Source organism: Chromobacterium sp. CCUG 76385, assembly GCF_059916625.1.
Genome location: NZ_JAUCGU010000029.1, coordinates 40538 through 48113 on the forward strand (window position 1 = coordinate 40538; position 7576 = coordinate 48113).

General features: G+C 62.6%; 3 protein-coding genes. All 3 read left to right on the plus strand.

What is annotated here, in order from left to right:
- Positions 1 to 4: 4 nt before the first annotated feature.
- Complete coding sequence (locus tag QUG01_RS16205; RefSeq protein WP_500831000.1) at positions 5 to 2134, plus strand: type I secretion system permease/ATPase; 2130 nt, start codon at positions 5 to 7, stop codon at positions 2132 to 2134.
- Complete coding sequence (locus QUG01_RS16210) at positions 2131 to 3531, plus strand: HlyD family type I secretion periplasmic adaptor subunit (protein WP_500831001.1); 1401 nt, start codon at positions 2131 to 2133, stop codon at positions 3529 to 3531. Before QUG01_RS16205 ends, QUG01_RS16210 begins: the two co-directional genes overlap by 4 nt.
- Before the next feature lie 600 nt (positions 3532 to 4131).
- Positions 4132 to 7576: beta strand repeat-containing protein (locus QUG01_RS16215; protein WP_500831002.1), on the plus strand; the 3445-nt coding region annotated here is incomplete at its 3' end.

A 7576-nucleotide genomic window follows, 5' to 3' on the forward strand; every position in this document is an offset into this window, starting at 1 on the left:
GCATTTGCAAGCCACCCATCTTGATCCTTTGCTGGATTGCTTGTTCGCGTTGGCCAGACAGTACGGCATCAATGCCACACGCGAATCGCTGGTGGCCGGGATTCCTTTGCAGAACAACCGGCTGACACCGTCCATGTTTTCGCGTTCTGCGCGCCGCATCGGCTTGACGTCGCGCGTGGTCAGAAAACCGTTGCCGCAGCTGCCGCAAGCGCTGCTGCCGGCGGTGCTGCTGCTGAAAAGCGAGGAGGCCTGCATCCTGCGCGGCATAGACGTCAAGGCCGGCATTGTCCGCTTCAGCCATTCCGAGCTGCCGGAATCGGAAGAGACGTGCGCGCTTGAGGAGTTCGCCGCCTTGTACAGCGGCATCGCCATCCTGGTGCGCCCGCGCTTCCGTTACGACCGGCGGGCGCCGGAAATAGGCAATATCCGCTCCCGCCACTGGTTCTGGCACGCGGTCATCGGCGGACTGCCGCTGTATCGCGATTCTTTGCTCGCCTCTTTGATGATCAATGTGTTCGCCCTGGTGCTGCCGCTGGTTTCGATGAATGTGTATGACCGGGTGGTGCCCAACCTGGCCATTTACACCCTGTGGGTGCTGGCGGCCGGAGCGATTTTGTCTCTGGTGTTCGATTTTCTGCTGAAAATGACGCGCGGCTATATGCTGGACTTGGCAAGCAAACGCATCGACATCCAGCTGTCATCCCTGATCATGGAGCGCGTGCTGGGGGTGCGGATGTCGGCCAAACCGGCGTCCGTCGGGGCCTTTGCCGCCAATTTGCGCTCGTTCGAAACCATACGCGACTTCATCGCTTCCGCCTCCATCACCGCGCTGATCGACCTGCCCTTCGTCCTGATCTTCCTGGCGGCGGTGGCATGGATTCAACCGCTGCTGATGCTGCCGATACTGATAGGCGGGGCGATGATGTTGGTTTTCGCCCTGCTGATCCAGGAAAAAATGAAAGCGCTGACGGAGGCTACGCTGCGCTCCACCGCGCAACGCAATGCCCAACTGGTGGAAACCCTGAGCGAGCTGGAAAGCATCAAGATTCTGGCCGCGGAGGGCCAGCAGCAAGGCCGCTGGGAAGAAGCCACCGCCTATCTGGCCCATATCGGCGCCCGGCTGAAAATGCTGGCGGCGTCGGCCAATAATTTTTCCGGCTTGATCCAGCAAAGCGTGACCATCGCGGTGCTGGTGATAGGCGTCTATGCCATCTTTCGCGGCCAGGCCTCGCAGGGCGGCGTGATCGCCGCGGTGATGCTTTCCGGCCGCGCCATGGCGCCACTGGGCCAGCTGGTGGGCCTGCTCACCCAATACCATAACGCCAAGCTGTCGCTGAAGTCGCTGGACACCTTCATGGAGATGCCCGTGGAGCGGGAAAAGGACGCCAACTTCTTCCACCGCACCAGTTTCAAAGGCGACATCGAATTCCGCAATGTTGATTTCCAATATCCGGACAACCCTGCCAACGCGCTGCGCAATGTATCGTTCCACCTCAAGGCCGGGGAGCGGGTAGGCATCATCGGCCGCATCGGATCCGGCAAATCCACGCTGCAGCGGCTGATCATGGGTCTGTATCACCCGGGCCAGGGTTCGGTGCGCATAGACGGCATCGACATCCACCAGATCGACCCCACCGAACTGCGTCGCAATATCGGCCATGTGCCGCAGGATGCCTCGCTGTTTTACGGCACCCTGCGCCAGAACATCGCCATGGGTTCCCCCCATGCCTACGATGCCAGCATCGAGGCCGCCGTGGAGCTGGCGGGTTTGTCCGAGTTCGTCAACGGCCACCCGCAGGGCTACGACATGATCATAGGCGAGCGCGGCCAGTCCTTGTCCGGCGGACAGCGCAAGGCCGTGACCATCGCCCGCGCGCTGCTCAACGCGCCGCCCATCCTGCTGCTGGACGAACCCACCAGCAATATGGACAGCGGCGCCGAGGCGCATATCAAACAGACCCTGGCCAAGATCATGCCGGGCAAAACGGTGGTGCTGATCACCCACCATGCCGCGCTGCTCGATCTGGTGGACCGGCTCATCATCATCGAAAACGGCGCCATTGTGGCCGACGGCCCGAAGGCGGAGGTCATCCAAGCCCTGCAACAGGGGCAAGTCTCCAGGGGAAAAGCATGAAGCAGCCGTTCTGGCAACGCTGGATGGAACACGGCCAACGCAAGACCTCCCCATACTGGGAACGGGTCATGGACTGGGCGGAGGCGCGCGACTTGCAAGAGCATGTCGATTTCGCCACCGACGCCGACTGGGCGATTTTGCAACAAAGCCCGGGCCGCCCCCGCGTCTTCATCTGGACCATGGCCGGCTTGTTTCTAGTAGCCTTCATGTGGGCCGCCTTCGCTCAGATCAACGAGGTGACCAAGGGCCAGGGCAAAGTAGTGCCCACTTCGCAGATCCAGCACATTCAGAGCCTGGATGGAGGTGTGGTAGCCAAACTATGGGTGCATGAAGGGCAGATCGTGCAGCAAAACCAGCTGCTGCTGAGCATAGACAACACCCGGTTTGTCTCGTCGCTGCAAGCCAATCAGGCCCAATATCTGGCGCTGTTGGGCAAGGCCGCGCGGCTGGGCGCGATTGCCCATGGCACGCCGCTGGCCATTCCGTCCCAGGTTAGCCAGCAGGCCCCGGACATCGCCCGCCAGGAAATGGCGCTGTATCAGGCCAAAAAGCAGGAGCTGGACAACAATCTCGCCATCGCCAGGGGGGAATTGGCCCAGCGCATGCAGGAAATGAATGAAATGAAGGCGCGCCGGCAGCAGGCTGATCAAAGCTTCCAGTTCACCAGCAAGGAGCTGGAGCAAACGCGGCCGCTGCTGGACTCCGGCGCCGCGTCCGATGTGGACCTGTTGCGGCTGGAGCGCGAGGTTTCGCGCTTCAAAGGCGATCGCGACATGGCCCAGGCGCAGATTTCCCGCCTGCAAGCCGCCATAGAGGAAGCCAACCGCAAGATCCAGGAAAACGAACTGATGTTCCGCAACCAGGCCAGCGCCGAGCTTTCCGACACCATGGCCAAGATCAACAGCCTGTCCGCCGACACCTCCGGCCTGGCCAACAAGGTGAAGCTGTCCGAAATGCGCTCCCCCGTGCACGGCCAAGTCAAACAGATCTACGCCAATACGATAGGCGGCGTGGTGGCGCCGGGCAAAGACATCATGGAGATTGTGCCGCTGGGCGAATCGCTGGTGGTGGAGACGCGCATCCTGCCGCGCGACATCGCCTTCATCCGCCCCGGGCAGCGCGCCACCGTGCGCTTCACCGCCTACGACTACACGATTTATGGCGGCATGGAGGGCGTGGTGCAGGACGTCAGCGCCGACACCGAAACCGACGAGCGCGGCAATTCCTTTTACCTGGCCAAGATAAAAACCAAGCAAGGCACGCTGGGCGACCGCCATTTGCCCATCATTCCCGGCATGGTGGCCCAGGTGGACATCATGACCGGCACCAAGAGCATTCTGTCCTACCTGCTGAAGCCCGTGCTGCGCGCCAAGTCTGAAGCCTTTACCGAGCGATGAAGCCGCCGATCTGCCCTCTCAGGCCATGCCAACATAAGTCCGTCACGGACGGAGAATGACGGATATCAAGACGAGCGGATAGCCGGCCTCCTCAAGCAAGCCGAACTCGGCATGACCGTCCCACTGCGCCAACGCGCCCGCTCTCTGTAGGCAAATCGACATCGAAACCCAAAGCGCCAGCCCCGCACGCCCTACTGCTGGCACGCGCAAGTCTTCGACTCGCGGGCGGAATCTCGATGATCGATCACCCCGCTCCACATCCATTCGAACCCAAGCCCCTCCCCATTGCCGGCATGGCCAGGGGGGACTCACCACCGCAACCTGATGTTTCAGATAGGTATTTCTAGCAATAACTTTATTAATTGCTACAGTTAAAACTGCCTGTAGTCCATCCATCATTTTGAGCCGCTAAACAACTACGCAGAACCCCTGAGCCAGAAGGCGCGAGGCGGGGAGTCAAGGTTGAGTCAGCGGCTCACAGAGCCGCCTAGATGTTTGCTTGGCGCCTTTGCAAGGCGCTGAAACATATCGGCCGCACCACAAGGAGATGCACGCAGGAGCAGAGGTTGATGCGCGGGATGATACGGCCGGGAGATGCCGATGGCAGCAAATACAACACTATCGGGGAAGATCGGTACTCTCAAAGGAACGGTCAGAGTCATCGATGCCCAAGGGCAGGAACACATCCTCAAAATTGGGGATATCATCCACCCGAACGATCATCTGGTATTTGAACAGGGCGCCTCGCTACTGTTGAATCAGGATGGCGGACAGCAGGTTCTGTTGTCCGACACCAAGGAAACTGGCACGCCGCCCGCCAGCAATGCCTCTCCTCAAACGACGGCGTCAAGCGACGCAAACAATCCAGCCGTACCAGGCTGGAACACCGCTATCAATGGCCAGCCGCCACAACCCGGTCAAGACGGCAACACCGCCAATGCCGAAACGCAATCGGTTCTGGCCAGCCTGGCAAATGGCCAAGACCCGCTGGCGCAGCTGCAGTCTGCTGCGGCCGGCCTGACCGCTTCGGGCGGCACCAGCGAGAATATCGATCACACTTTTATCGACCTGACAGGCAATACCAATACAGCAGGGACCACGGGAACGGGTTTCATCCCCAGTGTTGGCCCCACGGCTACCCACTCCTCTTTCACACCGATTCCCACCGCGCCGGTTAACGCATCGTTCACCCCTGCCCCCGCGCCGCCGGTAACGCTGACTTTCAACAATATAGGCCTGACCAATCAAAGCGAACCCGTGCTGCAGGGCACCGGCTCGCCGGGACTGACCGTCACCGTTTCCGAAGCGAACGGCGCGGTGCTTGGCAGCGCCGTGGTTGCAGCCAATGGCAGCTGGTCGCTCACTCCGGCTCAGCCCTTGCCTCAAGGCGCCAGCACGCTGATCGCCTCCTCCAGCAATAATGCCGGACAAAGCACGCAGTCGAAGGCGACGGTGACAGTAGACACCATTCCACCGCTTACGCCAGTCATCCATATCTCACAACATGCGGACGGCGCCGGCAGCGCCGCCATCAGCCAGACCGATCTGATCAATGGCGCTGTCCGCGCGACGGTTCAACTCGACGCCAGCGATCTCCAACAGCAAGGCGCGGCCAACATCACGATTACGGAGGGCGGCCATCCCACCACGCTCATCGTGCATAGCGACGGCAGCATCACCGGGCTGACTTCCGGCATCCAGGCCAGCTACGCCAATGGTTTGGTCACATTGTCCATCCAGCCCGCCAGCTCGGGTACGTTATTGCAAATTGCGGCCACCCAGACTGATGCCGCCGGCAATGTTTCCAGCCCGGCCAGCGACCAAGGCCTAGTCAGCACCGCGCCTCCGGCTGCGCCGCAAATCGCCATAGAAGATCATGGCGGCATCATCGCCAGCGGCGATATCCATAATCAGCAAGTCAGCGTACAGGTCGCGCTGAACAATCCCTCGTTGCAGGCCGGCACCACCCTGACGCTGACCAGCAACACCGGCGAAGCCTACAGCCACGTCTTGACTACCGCCGACCTGCAAAACGGCAGTCTGGCACTGAATGTCCCGGCAGCTTCTAACGGCCAAAACTTGACGTTGAGCGCTCAATTCACCGACAGCATCGGCAACCCCTCGGCCACAAGCACGCTGACCGCCACGGTAAATACCACGCCGCCAGCCACGCCTTCCGTGTCGATCACCGAACACAGCGGCCAACAAATCGCCAGCGGCGATGTGGCCAACGGCCAGGTACAGGCGACGGTCAGCCTCGATGCCGGCAACCTCGCCAACGGCGGCAGCGCCCAAGTGTCGATCAGCGACGGCGGCGCGACCAGCAGCGTCACTGTGCACAGCGACGGCACAGTGAGCAGCAGCAACTCCGCCGTTGTCGCCCACTATAGCAACGGCGTGCTGAGCCTCGGCATTCCCGAGCCAGCCAATGGCCAGGCCGTCAGCGTGTCCGCGACGCAAAGCAACGCCTTGGGCAACACATCTCCAGCCGGAACGACGGGCGGCACCTTGAACCTGACTGCGCCGAGCGCGCCGACGGTAGCGATCACCGAACACAGCGGCCAGCAAATCGCCAGCGGCGATGTGGCCAATAGCCAGGTACAGGCGACGGTCAGCCTCGATGCCGGCAACCTCGCCAACGGCGGCAGCGCCCAGGTGTCGATCAGCGATGGCGGCGCGGCCAGCAGCGTCACCGTCCACAGCGACGGCTCGGTGGCCAGCAGCAATCCGGCCGTCACCGCCCACTACGCCAATGGCGTGCTGAGCCTCGGCATTCCAGAGCTGGCCAACGGCCAGGCCGTCAGCGTCTCCGCCACCCAAAGCAACACCCTGGGCAACACATCTCCAGCCGGAACGACGGGCGGCACCTTGAACCTGACCGCACCGAGCGCGCCGACGGTTTCCATCACCGAACACAGCGGCCAACAAATCGCCAGCGGCGATGTCGCCAATGGCCAGGTACAGGCGACGGTCAACCTCGATGCCGGCAACCTCGCCAACGGCGGCAGCGCCCAGGTGTCGATCAGCGATGGCGGCGCCAGCAGCAGCGTCACCGTCCATAGCGACGGCTCGGTGGCCAGCAGCAATCCGGCCGTCAGCGCCCACTACGCCAATGGGGTGCTGAGCCTCGGCATTCCCGAGCCAGCCAATGGCCAGGCCGTCAGCGTCTCCGCCACCCAAAGCAACGCCTTGGGCAACACCTCGGCCGCCGGAACGACCGGCGGCACCTTGAACCTGACCGCGCCGAGCGCGCCGACGGTTTCCATCACCGAGCATGCCGGCCAGCAGATCGGCAGCAGCGATCTCGCCAGCAATCACGTCCAGGCCAAGGTCAATCTCAGCGCCAGCAACCTCGCCAACGGCGGCAGCGCCCAGGTATCGATCAGCGACGGCGGCGCGACCAGCAGCGTCACTGTGCACAGCGACGGCACAGTGAGCAGCAGCAACTCCGCCGTTGTCGCCCACTATAGCAACGGCGTGCTGAGCCTCGGCATTCCCGAGCCAGCCAATGGCCAGGCCGTCAGCGTCTCCGCCACCCAAAGCAACGCCTTGGGCAACACCTCGGCCGCCGGAACGACCGGCGGCACCTTGAACCTGACCGCGCCGAGCGCGCCGACGGTTTCCATCACCGAACACAGCGGCCAGCAAATCGCCAGCGGCGATCTCGCCAACGGCCAGGTGCAGGCGACGGTCAGCCTCGATGCCGGCAACCTCGCCAACGGCGGCAGCGCCCAGGTGTCGATCAGCGATGGCGGCGCCAGCAGCAGCGTCACCGTCCATAGCGACGGCTCGGTGACCAGCAGCAACCCGGCCGTCAGCGCCCACTACGCCAATGGCGTACTCAGCCTCGGCATTCCCGAGCCAGCCAATGGCCAGGCCGTCAGCGTCTCCGCCACCCAAAGCAACGCCTTGGGCAACACCTCGGCCGCCGGAACGACCGGCGGCACCTTGAACCTGACCGCGCCGAGCGCGCCGACGGTTTCCATCACCGAGCATGCCGGCCAGCAGATCGGCAGCAGCGATCTCGCCAGCAATCACGTCCAGG